Here is a 765-nt window from a genome sequence, read left to right as displayed (position 1 = left end):
CGTTATATGAGTATTGATTTAGGGATTGATAACCTTGCAACCATCGTAACAAACACAGGTATGAAACCTGTCCTTGTTAAGGGCAAACATGTCAAAAGCATAAATCAATATTACAACAAAATGAAGAGTCATTTTACAAGCATTCTTAGAAATCGAAAACAAACGAATGAAGGACCTTTTACTTCTAAAAGGATAGAAAAACTTCATCAAAAACGTTACTTGAAAATAAAAGACGTCTTCCATAAAGTTAGTCACCATATCGTAAAACTAGCTCAAGAAGAAGAAGTTTGTAAAATCGTTATTGGTCAAAACAAAAGTTGGAAACAAGAAACGAATATGGGAAAAAGAAATAACCAATCGTTTTGTCATATCCCGCATAATTTACTGATTCAAATGATTACATACAAAGCACATGCTGTAGGCATTCAAGTTGTTGTAACTGAAGAATCATATACATCGAAAGCAAGTTTTCTGGATAACGACTTCATTCCAACGTATGGAGAAAATGACCAAAATACAACTTTTTCAGGAAAACGAATAAAGCGCGGCATATATCGTTCAGCAAATAAAACTTTAATTCATGCAGATGTAAATGCTGCGGCTAACATTTTACGAAAAGTAATCCCAAATGCATGGACAAATGGGATAGAGGGGTTAGGCGTGAAACAGCTCGCTAATGTGTTAACTCCCCTGACGTTAATCGTCCGTTAGGTCGAAACGTTAGAAACCCCCACTTCAAGCTTTGCTAAGTGGGGGAGTGTTCAT

Annotated in this window: 1 protein-coding gene; it reads left to right on the top strand. The window is 35.7% G+C overall.

Translation table 11 applies throughout. From position 1 onward, the window contains the following. A partial coding sequence (locus VF726_RS31480; protein ID WP_440174139.1) for an RNA-guided endonuclease InsQ/TnpB family protein occupies window positions 1-711 on the top strand: 711 nt, incomplete at its 5' end. Between the last annotated feature and the right edge of the window lie 54 nt (window positions 712-765).

Source organism: Bacillus sp. Brlt_9, assembly GCF_051948935.1.
Taxonomy (GTDB): Bacteria; Bacillota; Bacilli; order Bacillales; family Bacillaceae_G; genus Bacillus_A.
Note: the sequence above shows the minus strand (reverse complement) of the source record. Positions and strands in the feature narration are given on the sequence as shown.